The sequence below is a fragment of the Citrobacter sp. B72 genome (assembly GCF_016894305.1).
Classification (GTDB): domain Bacteria; phylum Pseudomonadota; class Gammaproteobacteria; order Enterobacterales; family Enterobacteriaceae; genus Citrobacter; species Citrobacter portucalensis.
Map to the genome: position 1 here is coordinate 157,085 of NZ_CP069802.1, position 26,408 is coordinate 183,492.

Annotated in this window: 25 protein-coding genes, 1 tRNA gene and 1 pseudogene; 16 read left to right on the forward strand and 11 right to left on the reverse strand. The window is 46.6% G+C overall.

Features of this window, described 5'->3' with window-relative positions; translation table 11 throughout:
- The first annotated feature begins 99 nt into the window (after nucleotides 1-99).
- The 5 genes and pseudogenes from JQN59_RS24910 to JQN59_RS24930 form a co-directional block, all read left to right on the forward strand.
- A protein-coding gene (locus JQN59_RS24910; RefSeq protein WP_087776199.1) for an IS3 family transposase occupies nucleotides 100-1,307 on the forward strand; the annotation gives its coding sequence in 2 pieces (ribosomal slippage) (nucleotides 100-421 and nucleotides 421-1,307; 1,209 coding nt in all).
- Nucleotides 1,308-1,520: 213 nt separating this feature from the next.
- Nucleotides 1,521-2,018 (forward strand): type VI secretion system contractile sheath small subunit, encoded by a 498-nt coding sequence (tssB, locus tag JQN59_RS24915; protein ID WP_047748139.1) that lies wholly within the window; start codon nucleotides 1,521-1,523, stop codon nucleotides 2,016-2,018.
- A gap of 35 nt (nucleotides 2,019-2,053) precedes the next feature.
- Complete coding sequence (gene tssC / locus JQN59_RS24920; RefSeq protein WP_008786712.1) at nucleotides 2,054-3,511, forward strand: type VI secretion system contractile sheath large subunit; 1,458 nt, start codon at nucleotides 2,054-2,056, stop codon at nucleotides 3,509-3,511.
- Between the two features lie 212 nt (nucleotides 3,512-3,723).
- Complete coding sequence (gene tssE / locus JQN59_RS24925; protein ID WP_008786711.1) at nucleotides 3,724-4,173, forward strand: type VI secretion system baseplate subunit TssE; 450 nt, start codon at nucleotides 3,724-3,726, stop codon at nucleotides 4,171-4,173.
- A gap of 34 nt (nucleotides 4,174-4,207) precedes the next feature.
- Nucleotides 4,208-4,594, forward strand: a pseudogene (locus JQN59_RS24930) (type VI secretion system ImpA family N-terminal domain-containing protein); the annotation flags it as partial.
- 23 nt (nucleotides 4,595-4,617) lie between these two features.
- Here JQN59_RS24930 and JQN59_RS24935 read toward each other — a convergent pair.
- The gene (locus tag JQN59_RS24935) at nucleotides 4,618-5,649 is read right to left on the reverse strand and encodes an IS630-like element ISEc33 family transposase (protein WP_003033020.1); all 1,032 of its coding nucleotides are present in this window, start codon (nucleotides 5,647-5,649) and stop codon (nucleotides 4,618-4,620) included.
- A 148-nt stretch (nucleotides 5,650-5,797) separates the two neighbouring features.
- Between JQN59_RS24935 and JQN59_RS24940 the strand changes: the two genes are divergently transcribed.
- The 5 genes from JQN59_RS24940 to JQN59_RS24960 all read left to right on the forward strand — a co-directional run bounded on the left by JQN59_RS24940 (nucleotide 5,798) and on the right by JQN59_RS24960 (nucleotide 10,053).
- Nucleotides 5,798-6,709 carry a VasL domain-containing protein gene (locus JQN59_RS24940; RefSeq protein WP_226856280.1) on the forward strand — a complete coding sequence of 304 codons (912 nt, stop codon included), beginning with the start codon at nucleotides 5,798-5,800 and terminating at the stop codon, nucleotides 6,707-6,709.
- 173 nt (nucleotides 6,710-6,882) lie between these two features.
- Nucleotides 6,883-7,521, forward strand: coding sequence for a DUF2913 family protein (locus JQN59_RS24945; protein WP_008786709.1), 639 nt, complete (start codon nucleotides 6,883-6,885; stop codon nucleotides 7,519-7,521).
- A gap of 134 nt (nucleotides 7,522-7,655) precedes the next feature.
- Nucleotides 7,656-8,486, forward strand: a complete 831-nt coding sequence (locus JQN59_RS24950) for a hypothetical protein (protein ID WP_008786708.1) — start codon at nucleotides 7,656-7,658, stop codon at nucleotides 8,484-8,486.
- Nucleotides 8,472-8,598, forward strand: a tRNA-OTHER gene (locus JQN59_RS24955). The genes JQN59_RS24950 and JQN59_RS24955 overlap by 15 nt, the downstream gene beginning before the upstream one ends.
- Before the next feature lie 636 nt (nucleotides 8,599-9,234).
- On the forward strand, nucleotides 9,235-10,053 hold the full coding sequence (locus JQN59_RS24960; protein ID WP_008786707.1) for an abortive infection family protein: 819 nt from the start codon (nucleotides 9,235-9,237) through the stop codon (nucleotides 10,051-10,053).
- A gap of 401 nt (nucleotides 10,054-10,454) precedes the next feature.
- Here the strand turns inward: JQN59_RS24960 and JQN59_RS24965 are convergent, their stop codons facing one another.
- Nucleotides 10,455-10,862 carry a hypothetical protein gene (locus JQN59_RS24965; RefSeq protein ID WP_204528223.1) on the reverse strand — a complete coding sequence of 136 codons (408 nt, stop codon included), beginning with the start codon at nucleotides 10,860-10,862 and terminating at the stop codon, nucleotides 10,455-10,457.
- A 213-nt stretch (nucleotides 10,863-11,075) separates the two neighbouring features.
- Between JQN59_RS24965 and JQN59_RS24970 the strand changes: the two genes are divergently transcribed.
- A protein-coding gene (locus JQN59_RS24970) for an IS1-like element IS1B family transposase (protein WP_095033700.1) occupies nucleotides 11,076-11,773 on the forward strand; the annotation gives its coding sequence in 2 pieces (ribosomal slippage) (nucleotides 11,076-11,325 and nucleotides 11,325-11,773; 699 coding nt in all).
- Here the strand turns inward: JQN59_RS24970 and JQN59_RS24975 are convergent.
- From JQN59_RS24975 to JQN59_RS24990, 4 genes are read right to left on the reverse strand one after another with little or no spacing between them, the layout of a single operon-like run.
- The gene (locus JQN59_RS24975) at nucleotides 11,708-12,544 is read right to left on the reverse strand and encodes a hypothetical protein (RefSeq protein WP_204528224.1); all 837 of its coding nucleotides are present in this window, start codon (nucleotides 12,542-12,544) and stop codon (nucleotides 11,708-11,710) included. The genes JQN59_RS24970 and JQN59_RS24975 overlap by 66 nt on opposite strands.
- 41 nt (nucleotides 12,545-12,585) lie before the next feature.
- Nucleotides 12,586-13,281: a hypothetical protein gene (locus JQN59_RS24980; RefSeq protein ID WP_020996173.1), complete on the reverse strand. Its 696-nt coding sequence runs from the start codon at nucleotides 13,279-13,281 to the stop codon at nucleotides 12,586-12,588.
- 27 nt (nucleotides 13,282-13,308) lie between these two features.
- Nucleotides 13,309-14,097, reverse strand: a complete 789-nt coding sequence (locus JQN59_RS24985) for a tetratricopeptide repeat protein (RefSeq protein WP_008786705.1) — start codon at nucleotides 14,095-14,097, stop codon at nucleotides 13,309-13,311.
- Between the two features lie 58 nt (nucleotides 14,098-14,155).
- Nucleotides 14,156-15,502 carry an ISNCY family transposase gene (locus JQN59_RS24990; RefSeq protein ID WP_080398136.1) on the reverse strand — a complete coding sequence of 449 codons (1,347 nt, stop codon included), beginning with the start codon at nucleotides 15,500-15,502 and terminating at the stop codon, nucleotides 14,156-14,158.
- A gap of 254 nt (nucleotides 15,503-15,756) precedes the next feature.
- Here JQN59_RS24990 and JQN59_RS24995 point away from each other — a divergent pair, with 254 nt between their 5' ends.
- Nucleotides 15,757-16,755, forward strand: a complete 999-nt coding sequence (locus JQN59_RS24995) for a hypothetical protein (RefSeq protein WP_008786703.1) — start codon at nucleotides 15,757-15,759, stop codon at nucleotides 16,753-16,755.
- A gap of 3 nt (nucleotides 16,756-16,758) precedes the next feature.
- A complete protein-coding gene (locus JQN59_RS25000; protein ID WP_008786702.1) occupies nucleotides 16,759-17,676 on the forward strand; it encodes an S-4TM family putative pore-forming effector in 918 nt (305 codons plus the stop codon).
- Nucleotides 17,677-17,706: 30 nt separating this feature from the next.
- Here JQN59_RS25000 and JQN59_RS25005 read toward each other — a convergent pair whose 3' ends face one another.
- Nucleotides 17,707-19,110, reverse strand: a complete 1,404-nt coding sequence (locus JQN59_RS25005; RefSeq protein ID WP_008786701.1) for an ISNCY family transposase — start codon at nucleotides 19,108-19,110, stop codon at nucleotides 17,707-17,709.
- A gap of 489 nt (nucleotides 19,111-19,599) precedes the next feature.
- Between JQN59_RS25005 and JQN59_RS25010 the strand changes: the two genes are divergently transcribed.
- Together JQN59_RS25010 and JQN59_RS25015 are read left to right on the forward strand one after the other, a co-directional pair.
- Nucleotides 19,600-21,078: a SulP family inorganic anion transporter gene (locus JQN59_RS25010; protein WP_054628790.1), complete on the forward strand. Its 1,479-nt coding sequence runs from the start codon at nucleotides 19,600-19,602 to the stop codon at nucleotides 21,076-21,078.
- Between the two features lie 18 nt (nucleotides 21,079-21,096).
- A complete protein-coding gene (locus JQN59_RS25015) occupies nucleotides 21,097-21,924 on the forward strand; it encodes a universal stress protein (RefSeq protein ID WP_001066652.1) in 828 nt (275 codons plus the stop codon).
- Nucleotides 21,925-21,983: 59 nt separating this feature from the next.
- Here the strand turns inward: JQN59_RS25015 and arsC are convergent, their stop codons facing one another.
- Genes arsC through JQN59_RS25030 form a run of 3 tightly spaced genes read right to left on the reverse strand, consistent with a single transcriptional unit; the run spans nucleotide 21,984 to nucleotide 24,077 of the window.
- A complete protein-coding gene (gene arsC, locus JQN59_RS25020; RefSeq protein WP_000065802.1) occupies nucleotides 21,984-22,409 on the reverse strand; it encodes a glutaredoxin-dependent arsenate reductase in 426 nt (141 codons plus the stop codon).
- A gap of 12 nt (nucleotides 22,410-22,421) precedes the next feature.
- On the reverse strand, nucleotides 22,422-23,711 hold the full coding sequence (locus JQN59_RS25025) for an arsenic transporter (protein ID WP_054628791.1): 1,290 nt from the start codon (nucleotides 23,709-23,711) through the stop codon (nucleotides 22,422-22,424).
- Nucleotides 23,712-23,756: 45 nt separating this feature from the next.
- Nucleotides 23,757-24,077, reverse strand: a complete 321-nt coding sequence (locus JQN59_RS25030; protein ID WP_000941305.1) for a transcriptional regulator — start codon at nucleotides 24,075-24,077, stop codon at nucleotides 23,757-23,759.
- A gap of 86 nt (nucleotides 24,078-24,163) precedes the next feature.
- On the opposite strand from JQN59_RS25030, the gene arsH reads away from it, so the two are divergent.
- On the forward strand, nucleotides 24,164-24,868 hold the full coding sequence (gene arsH, locus JQN59_RS25035; protein WP_000130816.1) for an arsenical resistance protein ArsH: 705 nt from the start codon (nucleotides 24,164-24,166) through the stop codon (nucleotides 24,866-24,868).
- Between the two features lie 32 nt (nucleotides 24,869-24,900).
- On the opposite strand, the gene JQN59_RS25040 is transcribed toward arsH, so the two are convergent.
- On the reverse strand, nucleotides 24,901-26,304 hold the full coding sequence (locus tag JQN59_RS25040) for an ISNCY family transposase (RefSeq protein ID WP_058687697.1): 1,404 nt from the start codon (nucleotides 26,302-26,304) through the stop codon (nucleotides 24,901-24,903).
- Between the last annotated feature and the right edge of the window lie 104 nt (nucleotides 26,305-26,408).

Here is a 26,408-nt window from a genome sequence, read left to right on the forward strand (position 1 = left end):
CCCAATTCTGATGTAGCCCCCTGAAACACCAGACAGTAGCTGTATCTCCAGATAAGAGATAGGCTTGAATATATGTCTAACACTAACACCAATTTTGAGATGACCGGGATCCTGTTAGGGCAAGAAGTCCGTAAACGTAAAACTCCTCAGGAGAAGATCGCCATTATCCAGCAGACGATGGAGCCGGGTATGAATGTCTCCCATGTCGCCCGCCTGCATGGTATCCAGCCCAGCCTGCTGTTTAAGTGGAAGAAGCAATATCAGGAAGGCAGCCTCACCGCCGTTGCGGCTGGAGAGGAAGTCGTTCCTGCTTCTGAGCTTACTGCTGCTCTGAAGCAGGTCCGGGAGCTTCAGCGCCTTCTGGGCAAGAAGACGATGGAAGTTGAGATCCTGAAAGAAGCCGTGGAGTACGGTCAGTCGCGAAAATGGATAGCGCACGCGCCCTTGTTGCCAAAGGACGGGGAATAGCCATGGTCAGCCGGACCATGGGCGTGTCGCGTGCGCAACTGTCACTGCGGATTAACCGTTCTGCCGACTGGCAGGACAGGCGCTGTAACCGGCGTAATGAAGAAGCAGACGCAGAAATACTGTCGGCTATCCTCAACATTATCAGCGATATGCCGAGTTATGGTTATCGACGCGTGTGGGGCATCCTGCGCAAGCAACGTCGCACAGAGGGACAGCCACCTGTGAATGCCAAACGGCTTTACAGGATAATGAGCGAGCATAACCTGTTGTTGTTGCATCACAAACCAGAGCGACCGAAGCGTGAACATAAGGGCAAGATAGCGGTGGCAGAAAGCGATATGCGCTGGTGTTCAGATGGCTTCGAGTTCGGCTGCGACAACGGCGAAAAACTGCGGGTAACGTTCGCGCTGGACTGCTGCGACCGTGAGGCCATAGACTGGGCAGCAAGCACGGGAGGCTATGACAGTTCGACCGTGCAGGATGTGATGCTGAGGTCGGTGGAAAAGCGCTTCGGCGACAGGCTGCCCGACACAGCGGTGCAGTGGCTGACGGACAACGGTTCAGCATATACCGCGCATGAAACGCGGAGGTTCGCCAAAGAGCTGAATCTGGAGCCATGTACAACAGCGGTGAGCAGCCCGCAGAGCAATGGCATGGCCGAACGGTTCGTGAAGACGATGAAGGAAGACTATATCGCGTTCATGCCGAAACCGGATGTGAGAACAGCCCTGCGAAACCTTGCAGCGGCGTTCACGCATTACAATGAAAATCACCCGCATAGTGCGCTGGGATATCACTCTCCGAGAGAATACCGGCGGCAGCGGGCATCGTTAACTTAAGATACAAAAGCTGTCCGGAAATGGCGGGTCAAGATCACTTTTTCCCCAATTCCTAGAGGTGCACCCTGTTACAAAACAGAGGAAAACTCTTAATAAAATTCCAATTGCAGATCTTTGATCTGCAAAGTTGATCTATGTGAGCAATATGTTCTATCATCGCTTTGTAAAGATACCTTGTGGTAACTATCACCACTGTCCAACAAAGGGAATGATATGGCAGATTCCAGCTTCCAGAATGAAGTGCCAAAAGCACGTGTCAACATCCAGCTTGACCTGCACACGGGTTCCGCCCAAAAGAAAGTCGAGTTGCCCTTAAAACTTCTCGCGTTGGGAGACTTCAGTAACGGCAAAGAAACCCTCCCGCTTTCTGAACGCAGTAAGTTAAATATTTCCAAAAACAACTTTAATAGCGTTCTGTCCGAGCTTAACCCAGAGGTCAGCATTGATGTTGCTAACACCCTGAGAGGTGATGGTTCTGAAGAAAATATCAAACTCAGCTTTTCTGAAATGAAAGATTTCGAGCCTGAAGCAATAGCAAAGCAAATTCCTCAACTTCGTGCCATGTTAGCCATGCGCAATCTCCTTAGAGACCTAAAGTCTAACCTCCTGGATAACGCCGAGTTCCGCAGATCTCTTGAAACCATACTGAAAGACCCGGCTCTGAGCGAAGAATTAAGACAAGAGCTGAATGCCCTTGCACCCGCCGAATAACAGCAAAATGTTTTTTTAATGGATTAACAGAGAGGATGCTGATGTCTGTGAATACTGAAACACAATCGGTGCAGGGGAACACTACTGTACTTGAGAATAACCCAGACAGCGTGTATGCCTCGCTGTTTGAAAAAATTAATCTGAATCCAGTTTCTCGCCTGGGTGACATTACTGAATATCAAGACGACAGCGTCATGGCCGATGCCTCGGCAGATGAGCGAGTGACCGCAGCCATTCAGGTTTTTATGCAGGTTATTTCAAAATCAGGCCAAAAAGTTGAGAAGCTTGATAAATCATTGCTTGATTCGCATATCGCAGAGCTTGATTATCAAATCAGTCGCCAGCTCGATGAAGTTATGCACCACCCGGAGTTTCAACGCGTAGAATCACTCTGGCGCGGGCTTAAGCACACGGTTGATCGCACAGATTTCCGCCAGAATGTAAAAATAGAAATACTTGATGTTTCTAAAGACGATCTGCGTCAGGATTTTGAAGACGCTCCGGAGATTATCCAGAGCGGTCTTTATCACCATACTTATTCGATGGAATACGATCAACCGGGCGGAGAGCCCATTGCCGCAATCATTTCGTCGTATGAGTTCGATTCCTCCGCTCAGGATGTAGCGTTACTCCGTAATATATCAAAAGTTTCAGCTGCCGCTCATATGCCGTTTATTGGTTCTGTAGGACCAAAATTCTTCCATAAATCCAGCATGGAAGAAGTCGCGGCCATCAAAGACATCGGTAACTATTTTGACAGAGCTGAATATATCAAATGGAAAGCGTTCCGTGACTCTGAGGACTCCCGCTACATTGGGCTGACTATGCCACGTGTGTTGGGCCGTTTGCCGTATGGTCCGGATACCGTCCCGGTGCGCAGTTTCAATTATGTGGAGGAAGTGAAGGGACCTGATCACGAGAAGTATTTATGGACGAATGCATCCTTTGCCTTTGCTGCCAATATGGTGAAAAGTTTTATCAATAATGGCTGGTGCGTCCAGATTCGTGGCCCTCAGGCTGGCGGTGCAGTTCAGGATCTGCCTATCCATCTGTACGACCTCGGTACCGGTAATCAGGTAAAAATCCCGTCCGAAGTGATGATACCGGAAACCCGTGAGTTTGAATTCTCGAATCTGGGATTCATTCCGCTAAGCTATTATAAAAACAGAGATTATTCCTGTTTCTTTAGCGCAAACTCCGCCCAGAAGCCTGCGTTGTACGACACTGCGGATGCGACCGCCAACAGCCGCATCAATTCCCGTCTGCCATACATCTTCCTGTTGTCACGTATCGCGCACTACCTGAAGCTCATCCAGCGTGAAAATATCGGTACCACCAAAGACCGTCGCCTGCTTGAGCTGGAGCTCAATACCTGGGTGAAAGGTCTGGTGACCGAGATGACCGATCCGGGCGATGATCTCCAGGCTTCACACCCGCTTCGCGATGCCAAAGTCATCGTTGAAGACATCGAGGATACAAGGTTATGCTCTTAGCCTGATAGAGTTGAATTTCTCAGAGCCACGTGCCTCAGACCTATTCTACTATCCTGAATACTGGTTCAAAATTGATTCAATGTCTGACGTCAATTTAACTAATGATGAGATTTTGGGGTATTTAATGAAAAAATCAGGCCGTTGGTTACCAGACGCACCCGAAATTGATTTGCCTTATCCATTACCAGCATAGAGTGTGGAAAAAAATCAATATGGACCGAAAATCACCTTCATTATATGAAATTCTTACTGGCAACTTTACAGGAGATCTTCCCCTTGAAGTTGTAAACGAAGAAGACCCGGTCATTTTATCTGTACTGGATAACATCCAGCGAATTTTGAACGCCCGGGCCGGTACCGTATCCCATCTACCAGATTATGGTTTGCCGGATATGACCAAAATTCTGCAAGGCATGCCCGGGACAGCCCACGAGCTGATCGAAATGCTGGCCGGTGTCCTGCTCAAGTATGAACCTCGTTTGCAGTCACTCAATGTGACCCTACTTGAACAGCAAGTACCAGGTGAGTTGCGTTACGCCATCGATGCGGAACTGAGAGGTATTGGACTTGTACGGTATGGGACCGAGTTTATGCCAGAGGGAAAAGTGATGATCAGGCACTTGAAACAACAGCAGCATCTGGAAAACCATCAATTTATCTAATCAACTCATACCCTCATTCGATACGGATTTCACAATGTCCTACACTACCGAACGCCATCTTAAGACTGGAAACGATCCGCGCTCAATGCCTGATTATTCATCATTACGTGAAGAACTAGCTAAACTCACCCATCCTGCCCGTCCGGATGTGAACTGGGGGAATGTTGAAAAACTGGCGTTAAACCTTTTCGATATCAATGGGGTCGAGCTTCAGACGGCGGCGTGGTATACCTTGGCAAGGGCACAACAGGCAGGTATACAGGGTTTCAATGAAGGTATGGCGATTCTGGATGCCCTGATACGCTATCAATGGTCAGCAATGTGGCCCGCTTCTGCACATGCCAGAATAGAAATACTCAGCAGCCTGAGTAAGCGTCTTCAGCAGCTGTTCCGGACTTTATCCCTCCATAGGGCGGATTTACTAAATAGCTGCGCCTAATACCGCTACACTTTTGCCTGACCATGTTTTCCTCCGGGGAATGGGCTGGCGGTTTCCATAAAATGGCGGACCTTTTTCAGTAACTGCCACATTGAGCGGCACTGATGATTACGGGTTATCGTGTCATGAAGTGCCTGCCATAGCCGTTCCACATGATTCACCCACGGCGAGTAAACCGGCTGGTAAATTACCCTGAACTTGGGATTTGCTTTCAACCAGCGCTGTGTTTCGCGGCTTTTATGGATAATGTAGTTATCAACGATCAGCGTGATTGTTTTCGCCCGCCGGTAAGTGGCTTTCAGGTGCTTCAGCAGAGCGATAAACAGCGCTGAACTTTTGCTGTTGCCGCCCACGTAGCTGACTTTACCCGTGCCACTGTGCAGTGCGCCGGCCAGATAGTATTTTTCGTTCTGCCCCGGCGTCACTACCCGTTTCTGCTGTCCGCGCAACTGCCAGTCCGCACCGATTTTAGGATTAAGGTGAATATCCACTTCATCTTCATAAAATACCGGATGCTCTGCGTTGCATTCATCCAGCGCTTTGTGGATTACCGCCATCTTTTCATCTTTATGTGGGTCACGGATGCGCAGAGTTGGCGCGGCCCTGCGCCATACAAGCCCCGCAGATGGCAACCAGCGGCGAACGGTTCCTGCATGTAACTGGCAACCGGTTATCTCATTGATTTTTATTGCCAGTAATTCGGTGCTCCAGCGTGAACGTTGATAACCAAAATCGCCGGGAGAATGCTTTATCAGCTCACGTAACAGGGTGCAGATATGTTCAAAAGGCCAGCGTCGGGAGCGCCCTGCGGGTAAGGATTTCAGGCCTTCAATACCTGAGTGCGTAAACCAGTTAATCCAGCGACCAACGGATGAACGGGCACAACAGAGAGTTCTGGCAACATCGCTGACCCGTTCACCCCGATGAAGCATCAGCATGGCCGTGAGTCTGCGGGCATGATTTTTATCGCGCGTTTTATGAATAGCTTTCTGCATCAGGCGTCGTTCGCCACGGGGTATTGGTGCTATGATCGGCATCGCTCAGTCCGGTTGGTGGTTTTGGTTGGTTTGGCGAATGATCAGATCGCGCAATCCGGGCTGAGTTCCCTTTCAGTGATCTACTATTCCGCGCAGCTATTTAGGCCTGAACCAGGGAATAAGGCTTTTGAGCTCAACTGGTGAAGCCTTGCAACGGCTCGAACTGCACAGAGCAAGTGGTTTTGAGCCGCTTCGTCAGATGCTGCAAAACACAATTATCAGGCTGGAAAATAGTGATGTCACGTCAAGCCAGACGGATAGCAATCTAACTGACGTAGCACTACCGGTTAAGGCAGAAAGGCAGAATAGTCAGCGCTGGGTATATGTGGTGAATTCTGAACCAGCAGTTGAAGTTGAAGTAATCAGAAAATCAGCCTCAAGGGTCACTCCATTAGTGGCTTATTTCGGCGGTATTTTAACAGCTGCCGTACTGGGCATAGTCACCTATATTTTCACGCCAATAGTATTCAGCCACCCCGGAGAAGATGCGTTGAACAACTCTCTCGCAGCTTTACCGACCAGCATGCCTCTTCCGGCTGTCGATCAGCTACGCCAGGACGCTCCGACGTGGCTTGAATCCAGTGATACCTACGCCAAACAATTAACTTCCCGTCTGAACGAACTGAGCACTCTTTCACCGTATTGGCCATTGCAATACGGTAATCAGTTGGTAGAACAAACTCGCCATCTTTACCCTAACGCCAAATTTGCAGAGGAGTTGTCGGCGGACTGGCGATCAAAGCTGCAAGCCAACAGTTTGCCCAATGCCACCATCTCAGGTTGGTACAGGGGAGTATCTGAGCTTCAGACGCTTCAGGACAGACTTAATCAACTCGATGAGAAGAAGGGCAAATACCTGACCGTTAGTGAGCTTAAAACGGCTGTGTTCTCTATATCAAAGTCCTTAAACGAAAGCGTGCCAGTTGAAGAATTAATCCGGCAACTGCAAAATTCCCCGCAGGATCAACCGCTGTCCCGAGACCTGCTCAACCGGGCAGATCTACAGCTCAGGCAACTGAATAACTCCTACATCATGGCCACGTCAAACAACCAAAAATAGATTTTGGGTTAGACATACCAGGTAATGATGAAGACGCGCCGGTTTGGCTTCATACACCTCATCCCTACCTACTTCGAAACTCGAAACTTGACCTCATTTCGCCGGTTCGCCAACAACCAATTTCATGATAATCTCCGGCCTTAAAATTTTCCTTAACAGTCGTGGAGAAAGTATTGACTGAGCTAACTACTAAGCGCCCTGATACTGAACTAGCTCATCTCGCCTGGTGCATCATCGTAGCGGTAAAGCTTGCACGGAAAGAGGGAAGATCTCTCACGTCTCTTCAAACACACATGTTCATAATGCAGTGGCTTTCAACAGCTCAGAAACGCAAGGTTTTTCCTAAATCTCTGGCGCCTGACATAATCTGGTTACAGGAACAAGGGAAACTGAAAGGGCCATCAGCACGGCTTTACAGCAAGGTGGAGTATATCTGGCTGGCAAGCTCTGGTGAGTTAGCCAATCAGAGCACGCTGTTTAGATTCACCTGCATGATTGACACGCTACGTTCAATGGGCTGGCAGGATCACCTATTATCCGATACCGAGTGGCAGGATGGTTGGAAATGCGGTACAGATGTATCGGCTGTGTATACACAGAAATCTCAACTCCATAGCTCATTTACAGAATCAGGAAATCTTATATTGCCACTTGAGGTGCGTGTAACTGGCGTTCCAGACGGGATATTTCCATTATTGGAGCAGTGCGGGCTCAAAACTGAGAAATTGCCTGTGAGTATGGGTTATACTGTCCTGATTTTACAGCCAGAGATTGATTTAAGTTCCGTGAAGCAAGATATCGTTGAATATTAATGGCCTGAGGATTCAGACCATTAATAATTTATCTTTAGCCCACAACTCGCTTAAACGGTCTCTGACTATCAAAGTGATAGTTAATCTTTGCCGTGTATTTTATAAAATCAATCTCAACACAGGAGGCGTTACCTATGACAGAAGATATGCAGCCACGATCTATTGAGACAAAATTCAGAAAACTTTTAGGGACAGTAAACCCACATTTAATTCTGATTGATGTAGCAGTAAAGGAACTCCTTTGCAAAGATGAATCTGGCCGCATTAACATTAATCGAATTGAAGACGTAACTAAAAAGCATAAAAATGCAAAACTAAAAGTTGCACATTTAGAGATTTACAAAACATCTCTCTACGTAACACAAAGTCACATTGCATTTATATATAGCTGCCTAGAATCATTTTTGAAAGACTACATTTCCTTGTCAAAAAAAATATATAGTGATGAACGGTCATTCAATATTGATAATGTAGACATACTACGTAGAGCAATTCACCATGCTCATGTGAACAAAATAAATGGTAAGATTACGCATCCTAAATTAAACCATAATGAGTTGTCAATTTACATAGATGAACTTGATTTAAAATTATTGGATTACTTTAGACTTGTTCGTAATATTAACGCACATAGCCGAGAAAACACTAATCTTTGGGAAGAAATGTTTTCAGAATCTGACTTAATTAAAATGCGTAAAAAATACAAGCATGAAGTTAATAAAGAAGCTGAATTAACAATACGTGATGTAATTCTGTATTCTCAGGTATGCCAACAGGTCGCCCACCATATCTGCCAAAAAATGTTGGACATTGAAAAAATCGCAAAATCACTTTGCATAAAATATAAACACCTTACTGGTCCTCGTAAAGACAATGCAATCACAAAGACATTAATCAACAATTACTTGCAAGATAAAGATGAGGTTGATAGAATCCGGAATGCATTTAATGGCTGGTTAGCTTAGTTGGTAGAGCTCCCTGGGTCCCTTCATAAGCAATTTTGAAGGGCCTTCCAATAGGTTTAGGTACTGAATCTATTGGAAGGGGATGTGAGGTTCGAGTCCTCGCCAGCCACCAATCTTTTCATGATCAAAACCTCTTCTTCGAACTAATACAAAACCTTTACATCTTCACCCGGTGACAAGCTGCTAATAGATCTGTAATGTTCAATGTGTGGCTCGCACGCCTCCGGTGACTTAGGCATAAGTTGCTGATGGGTCGAAAAGACGTTCGGAGACTGCCCTGTGGGCAAACTTATCATTGGCAGGGCTGATGGTGAGGGTTAAAGAGCGTTTCAGGAAACTCGGAACGTGGGAACAATACCGGTTATGTAAACCACGAACTGTCCAAGGCTGCGGCAGTATAAATACGCCAGATATTACGTGTCTGGGGCCCCAGATCATATCAGAGCATAAGCGATGAATATCGATCTGAAAATTGAGATAAAAGTGGATGTAGCGGCGGTCATTGTGTCCATTACTGGTCTTTTGACTCTTGTTACGAAGTACCTCGGCTATCTCTAAACAAATCCTGGGCGGTCATATGACTGCCCAGGTACTCAAACCCCACCTGACAATCGGACTTGTCCAGAGCATTAATTATCAGGAACAGCTTGCCAATGTGGTTATGTAAAAAACCAGGCATTTATCGTACCTCATTTTTCGGTTATAATAATTAATTGAAATTAACAATAGAATAATCCCGTAGGAAAGAATGAATAATAAAATACCTAACAATGTAATTGGCGCGGTGTCTTCAGTACTGGGTGAGCATTATTTTAGCCATTCAACTTTAAATTCACTGTTTATGGAATCGGGCGCACCTGGTGAGGTGCCTCTAGGAAACTGTGAAACAAAATGCAGCAATTGGCTTAAAGCTTGCAATGAAGATGACTCAGTAGATGCAATTTCAGTACTGGGGATAATTATCCAAAAATATATGGATTTACCTCCAAATTCATTCTCTAGGGCAGGAGCTGGGTCTACAGTCGAAAGTGGACAAAAAAGAATAATTGATGCTTTATCCAAGAACCAATTAGTCTACAGACTCAATGGATTTATAACTAAGTCTGGGTCTACTCCGATTTCTAAGACGTTAGAGGATTATCTAAAGTCTGGTGACTATTCATCCATTGAAAATGAGTTTCTTCGTGCAGTGGAGAATATTCAAACCGATCCACATGCATCAGTCACTGCCGCATGCGCTATAATTGAATCTGCATTAAAATGCTACATAGAAAAATTCAATTTACCTATGCCACAAAAATTGAATGTTGCACCACTTTGGTCTGTCGTACAGCCAGACTTGGACCTTAATTCCGATCCCACTTTAGCGGGTGACCAGCACAAAATTTTAAAAGGAATTTCATCACTAATCGACGGTATTGGCGCATTCCGGTCACATATAGGGAGTGCTCATGGGCGTGGTCAAAATCCTCCGCAGATAGTAGTTGCCGAAGCTAGACTCGCAGTTAATGCATCTCATACTTTAGTTGTATTTATAATGGATGTTATCCATGCGAGTAAATTTTAATCATACTGGCACTTAGATTAACAATGGCCGGATTCATTGCTCTTAAATTTTAGTGTACCCAGTTCTTTGTAGCACTGATGGTCGATTCTACCGCTTTGAACTTGCCTCAAACAAACCAGGGTCTGCGACCGGGATTTATGTTCTGGACGTGTGCCTGAGCCTTATGGCTGGGCTATTTTATTAGGTTTTAGGTGCCTTCCTGCAATCACTCAAAACGCATTCATTAGTGCGTATTTCATGTAAAAATGAGCAACTTACCCTTATAAATCAATATGTCAATGCGGTTTTAAAGTGTCACCTATATTTGCAAGATAGAAGTGGCACTTTGCTAAAGATTGGAAGTCGTCTATTCACAAATCGCTGTCAATAAGTATTAATTTTTGTTGTTACATAACATTCGTTTATATGATTAATACTCTATCATCTTGTGAGTAACAAATTGGAGATATTGTCATATTATCAAATACAGCATGTGTGATAATACCTGGAGCCATCTTAGCTAGACTGCCTTCATAACCGCTTCCTTTTTTTTCTGCCCGGAGATATACATCACCTTTCTGAAATACATAGTGTGATTGTATCGAAACATTTGTTTGAGTATCATTAATCATTAGAATCATGGGTGAACTTTCAGAGCTTATTGCACCAATGCCAAATTCCATTTTTAGACATTTCATATTTTCAAGCTTATTTTTAATATCTGAGGTTGAAGGAAAAAAACCTTTGACCCCACTCTTAATTGATGTCGTGATCATTGTGCTATTTTTTTCAATATCGGATACAACCTGAGGTTGAAACAGAAAGTACATGTCAAACCCACATCTCTCCCAATCAGCCCCTAAGTTGGTCAAGTGGTCATTGATCATTTCTATGTTAGCTGTCGAACCCAACCGAATTACTAATTGTTTTAATGATTTTGAGTCGTCTGGGTCAGATAAGAGTTTGTCATTTGCTTCATCTATTTTATGGTGATGCTGCCAACTTACTGATTTAGTGTATGATGGTGTTTTTGAGGTGCTCCAGTGGCTTCTGTTTCTATCAGCTGTCCCTCCTGTTCAGCTACTGACGGGGTGGTGCGTAACGGCAAAAGCACCGCCGGACATCAGCGCTATCTCTGCTCTCACTGCCGTAAAACATGGCAACTGCAGTTCACTTACACCGCTTCTCAACCCGGTACGCACCAGAAAATCATTGATATGGCCATGAATGGCGTTGGATGCCGGGCAACCGCCCGCATTATGGGCGTTGGCCTCAACACGATTTTCCGCCATTTAAAAAACTCAGGCCGCAGTCGGTAACCTCGCGCATACAGCCGGGCAGTGACGTCATCGTCTGCGCGGAAATGGACGAACAGTGGGGATACGTCGGGGCTAAATCGCGCCAGCGCTGGCTGTTTTACGCGTATGACAGGCTCCGGAAGACGGTTGTTGCGCACGTATTCGGTGAACGCACTATGGCGACGCTGGGGCGTCTTATGAGCCTGCTGTCACCCTTTGACGTGGTGATATGGATGACGGATGGCTGGCCGCTGTATGAATCCCGCCTGAAGGGAAAGCTGCACGTAATCAGCAAGCGATATACGCAGCGAATTGAGCGGCATAACCTGAATCTGAGGCAGCACCTGGCACGGCTGGGACGGAAGTCGCTGTCGTTCTCAAAATCGGTGGAGCTGCATGACAAAGTCATCGGGCATTATCTGAACATAAAACACTATCAATAAGTTGGAGTCATTACCTATTTTATCGATGATATTCCTCTGTTCATTGAAGTGGTGCTTTGCAATGATAAGTATTGTATCGGAAGGACTAACTAGTCTGTTCTTATCAAACTCAGTTATTTCATGGAATCCAATACCTCCGCTTCCATTACTAAATGGGTAAAAACCATAATCTTTCATTTGAAATGCAATGAAAAAGCATATTTCTCTTGTAAGTTCATCTGTTAGGATATCATGCTCTAGTAGAATCGTTAATCTTCCAGACAACCTCCTAGCTTTAAGATGATTTTTGAACGTGGACCGAATTACTTCACTTCTTGTATTGAAGTCTTTTTCATGTTTGGTTATGTCATAATTTTTTATAGAGACCTTATGTCTAAATCCAGTTTCAAAATCAACTGTATAATCGTATATTTTAAATGATTTAGGACAAGGGGAAACTGTCCCGTTGCTTGTTGACAAAGACCCGATTATTATCATTTCGGTAAGCAAACCATGTGAACTATCAGTATCCTTCTTTATCTCTTTAGCAGTTCCATCAAGCCATTTCTTATTGTTAACACTCAAATTAATTATAGATTTCCCTAAAGAGTATAATTCAGATGTGGACAGGACATCCCGCCTGGCCCATAACTTTTGTAGTCTATGTCCTTCTTGTTTACTCAGCCATGCTAAACTAAAAAGATCTTCCACTGCCTGAATTGCATTGATGACCTCTTCTGAGGAAGTTGATTTAATCAAGTGCTCAATTGCACGGTTGAATTTATTATTCATAATCTAACCTTTTATAGCATATCCATTTAAAAATTAATTTTTTAAAGCTGTCTGAATTTATAGTTCATTATAAATCCGGGGCCATTCAAAGAATTAATTACTTCATTATGAAAGTTTATGAAACATTCTAAAATAAAGTGAAGCGAGCTTCTCTTAAAAATCAACTCATGCTCTCCATTTAACCTTTTTGTATCAATACATCCGCTTTCTGAAATTAACCGTTTTATGTTCCCATCCTTTAAAATATGATCACTTACATACCGATTGTTATGTGCACATAGGTTTCTTAATTTAACAATACAAGATATCAAGTTTCTTGATTCTGAATGAGTGATGGGAAGTAACTTTTTTAAAATTAAGTTACAACGTTCTAAGCCCTTTTGGTTAAAATCCGAAACTCTCCAAATTTGATCGTTGAATTTTAAAATCGCTTGTGTGAGTGATTCAATATTACACTCAAACATTCCAAACATTGTTAAAAATGCTGAGGCTCTAAGCCTGCTTGGCATTAAGGTAGCGTAATTTTCAACAACCTCGTCAAAATTATAACTTGCAAAACCTCGAAATTTATAATACTCATCACTACCAAAGTCGTGGTCGTAAGAGCATATTCTCGGGCCTGATTTTTCGAAGTCGCGCAAGGATTTATTGATTAGGGATTCGGTTTCTTCAATGAGGCCTTCCATTATCCAAAAACTTTGATAAATCCGATTTAGCGACACCTCCAACTCTGTCATTAGCAACGCCCTCTTTCGCTCCAGTTGTTAATATCCAACTATCCACTCAATTGCACCAGGAGTGCGAATCCAAGGCTTTATATTATTATTCACGTAATAAATGGCTTCATCCATTCCACCTAACGTGATAAATCCACTGTTAGATTTGGGCTGCAATCTGCACTTCGATAACAACCCCGGGATGTGTCTATTAGAATCAATTGCAGCTTTAGCGATATCATCAGCATCTTGGGATGACTGTCGGTAGGCGAGTAGGGCGCGTGTATACTGAAAGAACGGTCGCATATCCCTAGGATAATCGTCTAAAAGGAAGGCCAGATCATCCACCATTTCAAGCTCAAGGTAATAGTTCGCTAATAAATGACGAATCCCCTGGTTATCGTTTGGGTTGAGCTTAAGCATTTCGCGACAGTGAGCCATGGCCGGGTGGAAGTTACCTGACACCCACAAGGCATCAGCCAAAGCAGCTTTTGCTCTCATATATGGGCGTGTTTCGACACATCTCCAGAAACGGCCTGCGAATTCCTGAAAATCCTCGCCCAGAGCAATGCTGGCTGCGTACAAAGCCGTCTCCAGATTAACGATTTTTGACTCAGGAGGTTCTTGAGATATCTCGCAGTAGAATGAGTATGCGTCAGCACAGAGCGGGGATTTCTTGATAGCTTTTCTGATGAGTTTCAGCACAACGTCCAGGTCATCAGTTTCCCAGGCATCGAACATAAACTCCTGAGCCGCAGCCAGATCCAGCTGTAATTGCTCAGAACTGACAGCATTTTTATACAAATCAATGCGCTTTTTAGTCGGGAATTTAATCATCTCAAGTATCCTTTTGGGTGCTCACTGTTCCGGTACTTTGTAGCACTGATGGTCGATTCTACCGCTTTGAACTTGCCACAAACAAGCTCGGGTCTGCCAGAACGGGATTGATAGCCCGGAGCTGTTCCTGGACGCGCACCTGAGCCTTACGGCTGGGCGATTTTTTGCTTCGTTCCCGTTTGCCTTCGCTTTCCCGCTCATCCTGTTTTACCTGAGCCAGTCTGAGTACAGTCCCGAGACGTTTGTTATCGACAATCTGCCCCTGGTCGACACAGGCCAGCTTATCAAATGCCTGGCACTTGAGGATCCGGTGTCCATAGTGGAAGGCGAGGGTGCCATCGGGATAATCCAGTACTTTAATTTTTTCACCGGCAAGACGGCTATTTTCTTCTGTTGGGTCCATGAGATAAAGGATCTTATCGTACTGGAATGTCAGTGATTTCGACACGGTACGGACATCATGCCAGGCAAAGATGTCTCTTAACTCATCGGGGCTTTCCTGTACCGGACGATGCAAATCTTTGGGGAACTTTGGCGGACGCGAAAAACGACGGTTGAAGTCTTCGATGAAATTCGAAAGCCAGGCATTTGCGGCTTCAATGCCGGTAATGCCTTCAAGGCGCATTTCCTTGATCAGTCGATCCTGAAGTGTCTGATTAGCACGTTCCACGCGGCCTTTAGCTTCCGAGCTGTTGGCACAAATGAGCTCAATTGCCATGTCATAAAGCACACGTCCGAACTGGGTAACGGTGGTATTGCGGTTCTCCGGACCGCTGACACGAAATATTGCGTGTTTGTCACTGTACAGCGATACCGGCTTCCCATGCTGCTCAATGTATTCCCAGGTTGCCAGCATGTAATCAAAGGCTGTTTCTGACTCGCTGAACCGCAAATGCATCAGGCGGCCAGTAGCGTCATCTATAAATACAAGCAGGCAGCATTTCGGCGCACGACCTTCAAACCAGTCATGATGGGAGCCGTCTATCTGGACAAGCTCTCCGAGACAATCACGACGATGTCGGGGCTGATAAACCCGTGACTTGCGACGAGCATGCGGGACCCAGAGTCCGTCAGACGTCATCCAGTTGCGGACGGTCTCGATTGAAAGCCGGATATCATGGCGTTCCCTGAGTTTTTCAGCGGCCAGCGTGGGTCCAAAGTCACTGTAGTTTTCACGTATCAGTTTGAGGACGCGTAGTTTAAGCGATTCGGTCAACCGGCGGTTGCTTGGCTGGCCGCGTTTACGGCTGACAAGTCCTTCAGCACCAGAAACCCGGTAACGATTGATAAGCCGTTGCGCCTGACGTTCCGAGATGCCAAGCTGTGAAGCTGCATCGCGACGCCGTAGACGCTTTTCGCAAACTGCCTGTATTACCGGCAAACGGTGGATCTCTTTATCTGACATGGTGACCAACATCCGTTGAGTCCCTTAGAATTGCATTCAGTTTAGCTTACTCTAAGGTGACGTTTCTATCTGGATAAAAAGTGACATTACTAAATGGTCCTAACACATGTTTGTCAAGGCTAAGTTAAGATGTCCGGGGCAGGGCAAAGTTCAAATGTCCTCCAATACTCAGTAGATTGCAGAAGTAAATTCATGTGGAGACAGCCTATAACCTAATGGTAAAATTAGCTTTTAGCTGTTAGAAGAGGGATGCTATGGCTCTTACGGTGACTGCTGCGTTTAACGAGTTTCAGCGCAATATTGTAAATCTAGATAGCTCTCAGACTGATCGAGCCAGAGCCAGTAGAGATTGGTTATTGGGCAGAATGAACACTTTTCCAAATAATGATGTTTATTTCCCCATAATATACCCTGATATACATACAGGTTTTGGTTCCTTTGCTAGACGCACAAAAATTCGCCCTTTAGATGATATAGATCTTATGTTTGGTCTCGATGGTGATGATTGTGTATACAGCGAGAGTGATGGAAAAATAATAATCACTGCGCGTGAAGGAACCGTTCGTTTAAAATACTATAAGCATGATGGCACAAATTTTATTAACTCTAGAAAAATAATAAACAGTTTTATCTCAAGCCTAAATCAAATTCCGCAGTATGATAAGGCTGATGTAAAAAGAAATCAGGAAGCAGCTACTCTGAAGCTAAAATCCTATGACTGGAATTTTGATATAGTTCCTGCATTCATTACTACTCCAGATTCATTTGGCAAGACATATTATTTAATACCAGATGGGAATGGTCATTGGAAGAAGACAGATCCACGAATTGACAAGCAAAAAGTTACTGATCTTAATGTTAAACTCTCAGGAAACATGTTAAATGTCATTCGTGTAATAAAATATTGGCAAAAACGTCCCACCATGCCTTCAATGAGTAGTTACTTGTTAGAGACAATGCTACTTAACTACTTCAACGGTCGATCAGAATGTTATCAATGGGTCGATTTAGAGATTGTCAATGTTTTAGGTTACTTAGCCTCTGCTATATTTAGTCCGGTATACGATCACAAAGGCATACAAGGAAACATAAACAACCTTAGTTATGATGATAAATTAAAGATATCTATCCGCTGTTATCTTGACCAAGGAAAAGCAACGGAAGCCCGTAATTACGAAAGTCAAAATAACCACAGAGCGTCCATTAACAAATGGCAGGATGTTTTTGGTGTCAACTTCCCATCATACGGATGAAAAATGAGTCAAATATTTTTGCGCCAAAATGATAGTAAAAACATTGAGTTACTAATGGCAATGAGGCGGACTTACTCACAGGTTAAATTTGTTAACTGGGTAGTGTTTTTTCTTAGTGTCGTAATATCTGTCGCTATTGTAATATTTACTACAGTGATAAAGAAAATGGGGCTATTCCCTCATTTGACTATAGCTCCTTATCTCGGTTATTACGGTATAATCGTGTTGGTCATCACAATTATTTTTTCCACAATGATTTCCTCAATGAAAAAATGTGCAGCCACAATTCAGGAAATGTTTGACTGTGATGTCTTACACATTCCATGGAGTGAATTAAAAGTAGGGAAGCCGGTTGGCAGAGAAAATGTCTTTAAGGCTTCAAGGTATTACAAAAAAAGAAACAAAAATGATGAGTTTATTAACTGGTATCTAAATAAAGATTATCATGCTAATGAAAACATATTGGCATTATTATGTCATGCGAAAAATTTTGGCTGGGATAAGGCACAGCGCGATGTAATGAGTAAAATATATTTTATCACTATGTTACTTTCCTTTTTGGTACTTCTTGCATATGGTTTATGGTCTAAATCCTCGCTGGAAGATTTTTTGTTTTATATTGTTTTCATGCTCCCGTTTTTTAGACATGTGATAATGTTATACGTTGAAAACAACAAATCTATTAATCGAATTATGCGTGTTAAAGATTTTATTGAGAAAAAAATACAGAATATAAAGATAAGTGGCATTATAAACGATGACATCTTATCTCATGATTTAAGATCGATTCAGGATGAGGTTTATGCCCATCGATCGACCTCGAATCCTGTGCCCAATTGTCTCCACAGATTCATGCGGAAGAATAATGAGGCTATTTATGATGATTATTTTGAAGAGAACTTGAAAATTTTACCCCGATAGTTAATATACCCGGAGTTATCCTCCGGGTTTTCATATCTGTTTCTTACCAAATATTTCTTCAGATCGTGACTGAAGTTTTACAAGCGCATTGAACATATCGTCCTGATCCAAAGAACGCTGGGATTTTTTCGTCGTGGGGGCTTTGCGCCTGCGTGAAGGGCCGTCACCGGATGGCACTGATTGTGACCGGTTATTATCCCGTTCGGCCTGCACCAGTTGCGCCATTTCCAGCGCACGGCCAAGACGTTTATTGTCCACAATGGCACCCTGATCGATTTCAGATAGTTTGTCATAGGTAGAGTAGGGAAGTGATATGCCATTAAGCCGGAGCTCTTTATGTCCGTCAGGGTAATGCCAAACATCAATATATTTACCAATTGCCCGACGACTGAATTCGCTGTCTTCAATGAGATAAAGCACTTTGTCGTACTGCACCGTGAGTGATTTCGACACGCGGCGGGCTTCACGCCAAGTAAACACCATATCAAGATCATCATCGACATCCAGTTCCCGGTGAACATCGAACTCCTGGCGAGGCGCTTTTGAGAAACGTCGGTTGTAATCGTTCATGAACTCTTCGGCAAATGCGTTTGCAGCTTCCATGGTGCTGATGTCCTGAAGCCTGAGTTCCTTGACCAGTCTGTCCTGAAGGGTCTGATGCGCCCGCTCAACACGACCTTTTGCTGCGCTGGTTTCTGCACAGATGGTCTGAATGTTCAGTTCGTGCATCGCACGGCCAAACTGGGTATCGCCGTCGCCGCCGGTTGCATTTTTATTGTTGATCCTGAATACACTGGCTTTGTCGCTGTACAGTGCCAGCGGTTTACCATGTTTTTCGATATAACCACGTGTCGCTTCAAAGTAGGTGAAAGTAGACTCAGATTTCACGAAACGAAGCTGCATTAAGCGACTGGTTGCATCGTCTACGTAAACCAGTGCCGTACACTTAGGTCCCCGGTTTTCAAACCAGTGATGATCACAGCCGTCGATTTGTATGAGTTCACCGGCACAGGCACGACGGTAACGAGGCTGCTGAATTTTTGGCGCACGTTGCTTACGTGGGACCCACAGACTGGCCTGAGTCATCAGCTTACGCACAGTTTCTTTGGAAAGATGTACGCCATGAATCTCAGACAGCTTTTCACAGGCCAGCGTCGGGCCGAAATCGTTATAGCGTTCTCGAATAATATTGAGCGCGTAAGCAGCCAGTCCCTGAGGCAACTGATGGTTGCTTGCTTTACCACGGCGACGGCTGGTCATTCCAAGTGGACCATCTTCACGATAACGAGCAAGAAGACGGCGGCACTGACGGTCGGATATCCCAAGCCGCTGAGCTGCCACCTGTGTTGTCAGACGCCGGTCGATGACTTCCTGAATAATCTTGAGTCGGTTAACTTCATCCAAAGTGAAAAACTCCGCTGCGAGAGCCGTCATGGTAATCCTTACTTGATTATACACGCCGGACATCTTAACTTAGCCCAAGGCGGACATTACAACTTTGCTGTTACACATGTTTGTCAAAGCTAAGTAGAGATGTCCGGGGTGGGGCAAAGTTCAAATGTCCTTTGATAATATTGAATTCCTGGATAAAAATCGCATCTTAACCTCTTCGTTTGAGTACCTTGTTGGGTTGACCCCGTATTCGCTTTATTTGTAGTATTGGGCTGCTTTGAAGTGTTTCATGTTCAAACGCGACGTGTTCTGTAAGTTCTTCCTGACAACAGAGCCGACAATATATACACATCCGCTATGGAGAATCTGACAACCGCTATGCGTATTACGCCACCCTGAGTTTTTCCTTCCTCTGTCGTACTGAGCAAGCCTCAGCACGCACTCAATAACATCCCGTCTGCGGATGTGCTTTACCGTACGTAAAAATGTAGCCCTCCAGGGCTGACTGTATCTAAAAACTGAGAAATTACTATGTTGCTGTCCTCGACGCGTAAGGACTGGCTGGGTAACGTCCGTGGTGACGTTCTGGCCGGTATTGTTGTCGCGCTCGCACTCATTCCAGAAGCGATCGCCTTTTCCATTATCGCCGGTGTTGATCCCCAGGTGGGCCTCTACTCGGCGTTCTGTATTCCTCTCGTTATGGCCTTCTTTGGCGGACGTCCGGCGATGATTTCGTCCTCCACCGGTGCAATGGCTCTCCTGATGGTGACGCTGGTGAAAGATCATGGCTTACAGTATTTACTGGCTGCCTCCATACTGACCGGGGTATTCCAGCTGATAGCCGGATATCTGAAGCTTGGCGGGCTGATGCGTTTTGTTTCACGCTCAGTGGTCACGGGGTTTGTTAATGCACTGGCAATACTGATTTTTATGGCCCAGTTGCCTGAGCTGACCAATGTGACATGGCATGTTTATGCCATGACTGCGGCAGGGCTGGGGATCATCTATCTCTTCCCTTATATCAACAAAACCATTCCTTCACCGCTTGTGTGCATCGTGGTGCTGACTGGGATTGCCATGTGGCTGCATCTGGATGTGCGAACCGTCGGGGATATGGGGAAACTTCCCGACAGTCTGCCGGTCTTCCTGCTCCCGGACGTGCCTTTAAATCTTCAGACGCTGCTCATCATCCTGCCATATTCTGCGGGGCTTGCGGTGGTTGGCCTGCTTGAGTCGATGATGACCGCCACTATCGTGGATGACATGACCGACACGCCAAGCGACAAAAACAGGGAGTGCAAAGCTCAGGGCATCGCGAACATCTGCACATCCTTTATCGGAGGAATGGCAGGCTGCGCGATGATTGGGCAATCTGTTATCAACGTAAAATCCGGTGGACGCGGACGACTTTCAACCCTCACGGCGGGCGTGGTGCTGCTTTGCCTGATTGTGTTCCTGCGCAACTGGGTCTCCCAAATTCCGATGGCAGCGCTGGTCGCGGTGATGATTATGGTTTCCATCGGGACATTCTCCTGGCGCTCCATTGCCAACCTGCGGACACACCCCCTTTCAACCAGCGTGGTCATGCTTGCCACCGTCGCGGTTGTGGTGGCAACACATAATCTGGCCTTCGGTGTGCTGACCGGTGTACTGATTGCTTCGCTCAATTTTGCCACTAAAGTATCCCGGTTCATGCGTGTAACCTCAGTTCTGGAGGGGACGAGCCGGACGTATACCGTCACCGGCCAGGTATTCTTTGCATCAGCAGACCGCTTTACGAGCCACTTTGATTTCCGTGAAGCGATTGAGAATGTGGTGATAGACGTTTCACATGCCCATTTCTGGGACATCACGTCCGTCAGCGCCCTGGATAAGGTGGTCATTAAGTTCCGCAGAGAGGGCGCCGGGGTTGAAGTACGTGGGATGAATGAAGCCACCCGCACCATCGTTGACCGGTTTGGTGTTCACGATAAACCTGAAGAAGTCGAAAAACTGATGGGCGGTCATTAACAGACTGGAGGGAAAACTATGAATAATACTGTTACAGCCTGTGTGGACGGTTCACTTTCAACGCGGTCAGTGTGTGAATATGCGGCGTGGGCAGCCCGCACTTTGCAATCACAGCTAGCACTGTTGCACGTTATCGAAAAAGACAGCACCCCGGTAGTGTCAGACCTGACCGGCACTCTCGGCATAGACAGTCAGCAATTGCTGACCGATGAGCTGGTAGAAATTGAAGGGCAACGTAATCGCCTGCTGATGGCCCAGGGGAAAGCAATACTGGAAAGTTGTGCTGAACTGCTTCAAAAACAGGGAAGCCCGGATGTGCTTTTGATGCAAAAACACGGTACACCGGATGAAGTTCTGGCAGAGCTGAGCGACCTTCGTCTCATGGTGCTGGGGCGTCGGGGTAGCCAGCATCCGGTAGGCTCTCATCTGGAAAGCGTTATTCGTCTGCAAAAGAAACCCCTACTGGTTGTTCCGGAGAACTACTCAGTGCCTTCCAGAGTCATGCTGGCTTATGATGGCAGTGAAGAAAGCAGGAGTAACCTGGAACGTCTGACGATGAGTCCCTTACTCAGGGGGCTGGAGTGCCACCTTGTCATGGTAAACGGTAAGAAGGAAGAGCTGCTGACCGCACAGCAAATTTTACGTGACGCGGATATAGAAAACAGCACAACACATCTTACCGGGCAATCAGTCGGGGACGCGCTTATTCGTTACGCCGAGGAAAATGCTGTCGATCTGATAGTGATGGGGGCCTACGGTCATTCCAGGTTGCGGCAGTTCTTTATCGGTAGTCATACCTCCGAAATGCTGCAAAAGACGCAACAACCGCTTCTTATCCTCCGTTAGCACTGATTATCTTAAATAAAAAAGGGCGAGTTCTCTCGCCCTTCGTCACAAGAACACGTTTAGTTCAGCCGGTTACCTTTTTCATCAACTACCTTCTCACCGTCCTCTTTCGTGAACGCGCTTTTCTGCGCATCGGGAAGAATATCCAGCACGACTTCAGAAGGGCGACATAGCCGGGTACCCAGCGGCGTTACCACGATAGGGCGATTGATCAGAACAGGGTGCTGCAACATAAAATCGATTAACTGCTCGTCAGTAAAGCGGTCTTCCGCCAGCCCTAACGCTTCAAAAGGTTCGACATTCTTACGCAGCAGCGCTCGTACCGTGATCCCCATATCCGCAATGAGTTTTACCAGCTCAGCTCGTGATGGTGGGGTTTCAAGATAATGAATAACGGTCGGCTCTGTACCGCTGTTGCGGATCATTTCAAGGGTATTGCGTGACGTGCCGCAGGCCGGGTTGTGATAAATGGTAATGTTGCTCATATCAGTATCTCATTACAAAGTGAAAGACAGACGAAGCGCCAGTGCTGCAAGCGTGACAAACAGCACGGGGATTGTCATGACAATGCCCACCCGGAAGTAATATCCCCAGGTAATTTTGATATTTTTCTGCGACAGAACGTGCAGCCACAGTAACGTTGCCAGACTGCCGATAGGGGTAATTTTTGGCCCCAGGTCGCTGCCGATGACGTTGGCGTAAATCATCGCTTCTTTGATAACACCGGTCGCTGTGCTGCCATCAATCGACAGCGCCCCGACCAGCACGGTCGGCATATTGTTCATCACTGATGACAGGAAGGCCGTCAGGAAGCCCGTACCCAGCGTTGCCGCCCACAATCCCTGCTCTGCCAGCTGATTCAGCAAGGAAGAGAGATAGTGGGTCAGACCGGCATTTCGTAAGCCGTAGACCACCAGGTACATCCCCAGCGAGAAGATAACGATTTGCCAGGGCGCACCACGCAGCACCTTACCGGTGTTAATGGCATGCCCTTTTTTCGCAACAGCAAACAGAAGCAATGCACCAGCGGCTGCGACCAAACTGACCGGTACGCCCAGCGGCTCCAGTCCGAAGAATCCCACCAGAAGCAACACCAGAACCAGCCAGCCGGTTTTAAAGGTATTCATATCACGTATAGCGTCTTTCGGTTCTTTCAACAGAGAAACGTCGTAAACGGCGGGAATGTCCTTACGGAAAAACAGATGCAGCATCACCAGCGTAGCCGCAATCGCGGCCAGGTTAACCGGGACCATCACGGCGGCATATTCTGAGAAACCAAGCTTAAAGAAATCCGCCGAGACGATATTCACCAGGTTTGAGACAATCAGTGGCAGGCTTGCCGTGTCAGCGATAAACCCTGCGGCCATGATAAACGCTAAGGTTGCCCCCCGGCTGAATCCCAGCGCCAGCAGCATCGCGATAACGATAGGTGTCAGGATCAGTGCCGCACCGTCGTTGGCAAACAGTGCCGCAACCATCGCACCAAGCAGGACGATCCAGGTGAAGAGCAGCCGCCCCCGGCCATTCCCCCAACGGGCAACGTGCAGCGCGGCCCATTCAAAGAAGCCGGATTCGTCGAGCAGAAGACTGATGATGATCACGGCGATAAAGGTGGCGGTCGCATTCCACACTATCTGCCAGACCACCGGAATATCCCCCAGATGAACGACGCCAGTCAGCAATGCCAGAATTGCGCCCAGTGAGGCACTCCAGCCAATCCCCAGCCCTCTGGGTTGCCAGATAACCAGGACGAGCGTGAATAAAAAGATAGCACCAGCCAGTAACATCAGAAACTCCATTCACATTTGTTTATTCGGATATATATATCGCCATCAGCAGGAGACAGATGCCACGCTACTGAGCTTGTTGCGTATGTTTTCTCGTTCACAGTTCCAGGCTGTATCAATAATACCCGCAGCCCATGCTGGCATGTGTGGCGACAGTCGGTAATGCACCCATTTTCCTTCGCGACGGTCGATGACCAGCTCGGCTTCACGTAAAAGGGCCATATGGCGAGAAATTTTTGGCTGAGACTCTGCGGTTGCCGCACAGATGTCACAGACGCACATTTCACCGGACTCCCTGAGAAGCATCACGATAGTTGAACGGGTCTCGTCGGCGAGCAGTTTAAAAAGCTGAACAGGCTGTAGCATGCTTAACCTCGTAAAAAAATAACAATACATATGGTATTTCATATGTGATAACTTTTAAAGCATAGCTTATGAAATGGAGATTTTTTATGACCGACTTACCAGCAATCGAACCGGCTTATTTTGATGATGCGCTTGCCAGCAAACTTACGGGCAACAACGAAACCATGCCGCGAATTCTCATCCTGTACGGTTCAGTACGAGAGCGGTCCTACAGTCGTTTTGCAGCGGAAGAGGCCGGGCGGTTGCTGGCAAAGATGGGGGCTGAGGTGAAAATATTTAACCCATCCGGTCTGCCGTTACCCGATGATGCGCCCGAAAGTCACCCCAAAGTGCTTGAACTCCGCGAGCTGGTCAGGTGGTGTGACGGAATGGTCTGGAGTTCTCCGGAAAGACATGGCGCCATGAGCTCGGTGATGAAGGCCCAGATTGACTGGATACCCCTGAGTGAAGGTGCTGTTCGTCCTTCCCAGGGTAAAACGCTGGCCGTCATGCAGGTTTGTGGTGGTTCACAGTCGTTTAACACGGTCAATCAGATGCGGATACTTGGCCGCTGGATGCGGATGTTCACCATCCCCAATCAGTCGTCAGTGCCAAAGGCATGGCAGGAATTTGATGATGAAGGGCGCATGAAACCCTCACCCTGGTATGACAGGATTGTCGACGTTACCGAAGAGTTGTTCAAAATGACGTTACTCCTGAAAGGGCACACAGCCTACCTGTCCGACCGCTACAGCGAAAGGAAAGAGAGTCATCAGGAGCTCGCGGCACGGGTCAATCAGGCCAAAATCTGACAGCCAGGCATGCCCGGATGGATTACCGGGCTTTAAATCGGTTTCTTTCCAAATATCTCTTCAGAGCGTGACTGAAGTTTCACCAGGGCATTGAACATATCGTCCTGATCAAGGGAGCGCTGAGATTTCTTCGTTGTGGGGGCTTTACGCCTGCGTGAAGGACCGTCGCCGGATGGAACGGACTGCGACCGGTTATTATCCCGCTCGGCCTGGACCAGCTGCGCCATTTCCAGGGCCCGCCCCAGACGTTTGTTGTCCACAATGGCCCCCTGATCGATTTCAGAAAGCTTGTCATAGGTGGAGTAGGGAAGTGACACGCCATTAAGCCGGAGCTCTTTATGTCCATCCGGGTAATGCCAGACATCGATGTATTTACCAATCGCCCGACGACTGAATTCGCTGTCTTCAATCAGATAAAGGACTTTGTCGTACTGCACTGTGAGTGATTTCGACACTTTACGAGCTTCACGCCAGTTAAATACCATATCAAGATCATCATCGACATCCAGTTCCCGATGAACATCAAACGCCTGGCGAGGCGCTTTTGCGAAACGTCGGTTGTAATCGTTCATGAACTCTTCGGCAAATGCGTTCGCAGCTTCCATGGAACTGATACCCTGGAGCCTGAGCTCCTTGACCAGGCGGTCCTGAAGCGTTAGGTGCGCCCGTTCAACGCGGCCTTTGGCAGCACTGGTTTCTGCACAAATGGTCTGAATGTTCAGTTCATGCATCGCACGGCCAAACTGGGTATCGCCGTCGCCGCCGGTTGCGTTTTTATTGTTGATCCTGAATACACTGGCTTTGTCGCTGTACAGTGCCAGCGGCTTGCCATGTTTTTCAATATAGCCCCGGGTCGCTTCAAAATAGGTGAAAGTAGACTCAGATTTCACGAAAAGAAGCTGCATTAAACGACTGGTTGCGTCATCAACGTAAACCAGCGCCGTACACTTAGGTCCCCGGTTTTCAAACCAGTGGTGGTCGCAGCCGTCGATTTGTATGAGTTCACCGGCACAGGCACGGCGGAAACGCGGCTGCTGAATTTTTGGCGCACGTTGCTTACGTGGGACCCAAAGACTGGCCTGAGTCATCAGTTTACGGACGGTTTCTTTAGAAAGATGAACACCGTGAACCTCAGACAGCTTTTCACAGGCCAGTGTCGGACCGAAATCGTTGTAGCGCTCGCGAATAATATTCAGCGCGTATGCGGCCAGTCCCAGAGGCAGCTGATTGTTGCTGGATTTACCACGACGGCGGCTGGTCATGCCAAGCGGACCATCTTCACGATAACGCGCAAGCAGACGGCGGCACTGACGGTCGGAGATACCAAGCTGCTGAGCTGCCATCTGTGTTGTCAGACGCCGGTCGATGACGTCCTGAATGATCTTGAGTCTGTTAACTTCATCCAAAGTGAAAAACTCCGCTGCGAGAGCCGTCATGGTAATCCTTACTTGATTATACACGCCGGACATCTTAACTTAGCCATTATCGGACATTACAACTTTGCTACTACACATGTTTGTCAAGGCTCAATTGAAATGTC

What these genes read in the sequence shown, in the direction of transcription:
- JQN59_RS25040 (WP_058687697.1), bottom strand. Translation starts at nt 26,304, where the DNA reads ATGACGGCTCTCGCAGCGGAGTTTTTCACTTTGGATGAAGTTAACAGA.
- JQN59_RS24975 (WP_204528224.1), bottom strand. Translation starts at nt 12,544, where the DNA reads ATGAATAATAAATTCAACCGTGCAATTGAGCACTTGATTAAATCAACT.
- arsH (WP_000130816.1), top strand. Translation starts at nt 24,164, where the DNA reads ATGACCGACTTACCAGCAATCGAACCGGCTTATTTTGATGATGCGCTT.
- JQN59_RS24980 (WP_020996173.1), bottom strand. Translation starts at nt 13,281, where the DNA reads ATGACAGAGTTGGAGGTGTCGCTAAATCGGATTTATCAAAGTTTTTGG.
- JQN59_RS24995 (WP_008786703.1), top strand. Translation starts at nt 15,757, where the DNA reads ATGGCTCTTACGGTGACTGCTGCGTTTAACGAGTTTCAGCGCAATATT.
- tssB (WP_047748139.1), top strand. Translation starts at nt 1,521, where the DNA reads ATGGCAGATTCCAGCTTCCAGAATGAAGTGCCAAAAGCACGTGTCAAC.
- JQN59_RS25015 (WP_001066652.1), top strand. Translation starts at nt 21,097, where the DNA reads ATGAATAATACTGTTACAGCCTGTGTGGACGGTTCACTTTCAACGCGG.
- JQN59_RS24985 (WP_008786705.1), bottom strand. Translation starts at nt 14,097, where the DNA reads ATGATTAAATTCCCGACTAAAAAGCGCATTGATTTGTATAAAAATGCT.
- JQN59_RS25030 (WP_000941305.1), bottom strand. Translation starts at nt 24,077, where the DNA reads ATGCTACAGCCTGTTCAGCTTTTTAAACTGCTCGCCGACGAGACCCGT.
- JQN59_RS25010 (WP_054628790.1), top strand. Translation starts at nt 19,600, where the DNA reads ATGTTGCTGTCCTCGACGCGTAAGGACTGGCTGGGTAACGTCCGTGGT.
- JQN59_RS25025 (WP_054628791.1), bottom strand. Translation starts at nt 23,711, where the DNA reads ATGTTACTGGCTGGTGCTATCTTTTTATTCACGCTCGTCCTGGTTATC.
- JQN59_RS24965 (WP_204528223.1), bottom strand. Translation starts at nt 10,862, where the DNA reads ATGTACTTTCTGTTTCAACCTCAGGTTGTATCCGATATTGAAAAAAAT.
- JQN59_RS24990 (WP_080398136.1), bottom strand. Translation starts at nt 15,502, where the DNA reads ATGTCAGATAAAGAGATCCACCGTTTGCCGGTAATACAGGCAGTTTGC.
- JQN59_RS24950 (WP_008786708.1), top strand. Translation starts at nt 7,656, where the DNA reads ATGACAGAAGATATGCAGCCACGATCTATTGAGACAAAATTCAGAAAA.
- JQN59_RS24960 (WP_008786707.1), top strand. Translation starts at nt 9,235, where the DNA reads ATGAATAATAAAATACCTAACAATGTAATTGGCGCGGTGTCTTCAGTA.
- JQN59_RS25005 (WP_008786701.1), bottom strand. Translation starts at nt 19,110, where the DNA reads ATGACGGCTCTCGCAGCGGAGTTTTTCACTTTGGATGAAGTTAACCGA.
- JQN59_RS25000 (WP_008786702.1), top strand. Translation starts at nt 16,759, where the DNA reads ATGAGTCAAATATTTTTGCGCCAAAATGATAGTAAAAACATTGAGTTA.
- arsC (WP_000065802.1), bottom strand. Translation starts at nt 22,409, where the DNA reads ATGAGCAACATTACCATTTATCACAACCCGGCCTGCGGCACGTCACGC.
- JQN59_RS24935 (WP_003033020.1), bottom strand. Translation starts at nt 5,649, where the DNA reads ATGCCGATCATAGCACCAATACCCCGTGGCGAACGACGCCTGATGCAG.
- tssC (WP_008786712.1), top strand. Translation starts at nt 2,054, where the DNA reads ATGCTGATGTCTGTGAATACTGAAACACAATCGGTGCAGGGGAACACT.
- tssE (WP_008786711.1), top strand. Translation starts at nt 3,724, where the DNA reads ATGGACCGAAAATCACCTTCATTATATGAAATTCTTACTGGCAACTTT.